General features: G+C 41.2%; 1 rRNA gene. It reads right to left on the reverse strand.

The annotated features are described in order from the left end of the window. Positions 1–115, reverse strand: a 16S ribosomal RNA gene (locus H5154_RS23390); the annotation flags it as partial. Positions 116–250 lie beyond the last annotated feature (135 nt).

The following is a 250-nucleotide window of genomic DNA, read 5'->3' on the forward strand; positions in this document are numbered from 1 at the left end:
CACCCGTCCGCCGCTCGTCAGCAAAGTAGCAAGCTACTCTCTGTTACCGCTCGACTTGCATGTGTTAGGCCTGCCGCCAGCGTTCAATCTGAGCCATGATCAAACTCTTCAATTAAAAGTTTTTTCTGTTCTCATCCAATAAAGAATGAAGAACCTGCTCAATGAATTCTGAATTTATTTAATATCTTTCGATATTGAATTGACTGTGCCGAAGCAACTTATAAATAAGTTACTTCTGTTGGTCACTCAG

Origin of the sequence: Pseudoalteromonas sp. SR44-5 (assembly GCF_014163675.1) — a bacterium.
Lineage (GTDB): Bacteria > Pseudomonadota > Gammaproteobacteria > Enterobacterales > Alteromonadaceae > Pseudoalteromonas > Pseudoalteromonas rhizosphaerae.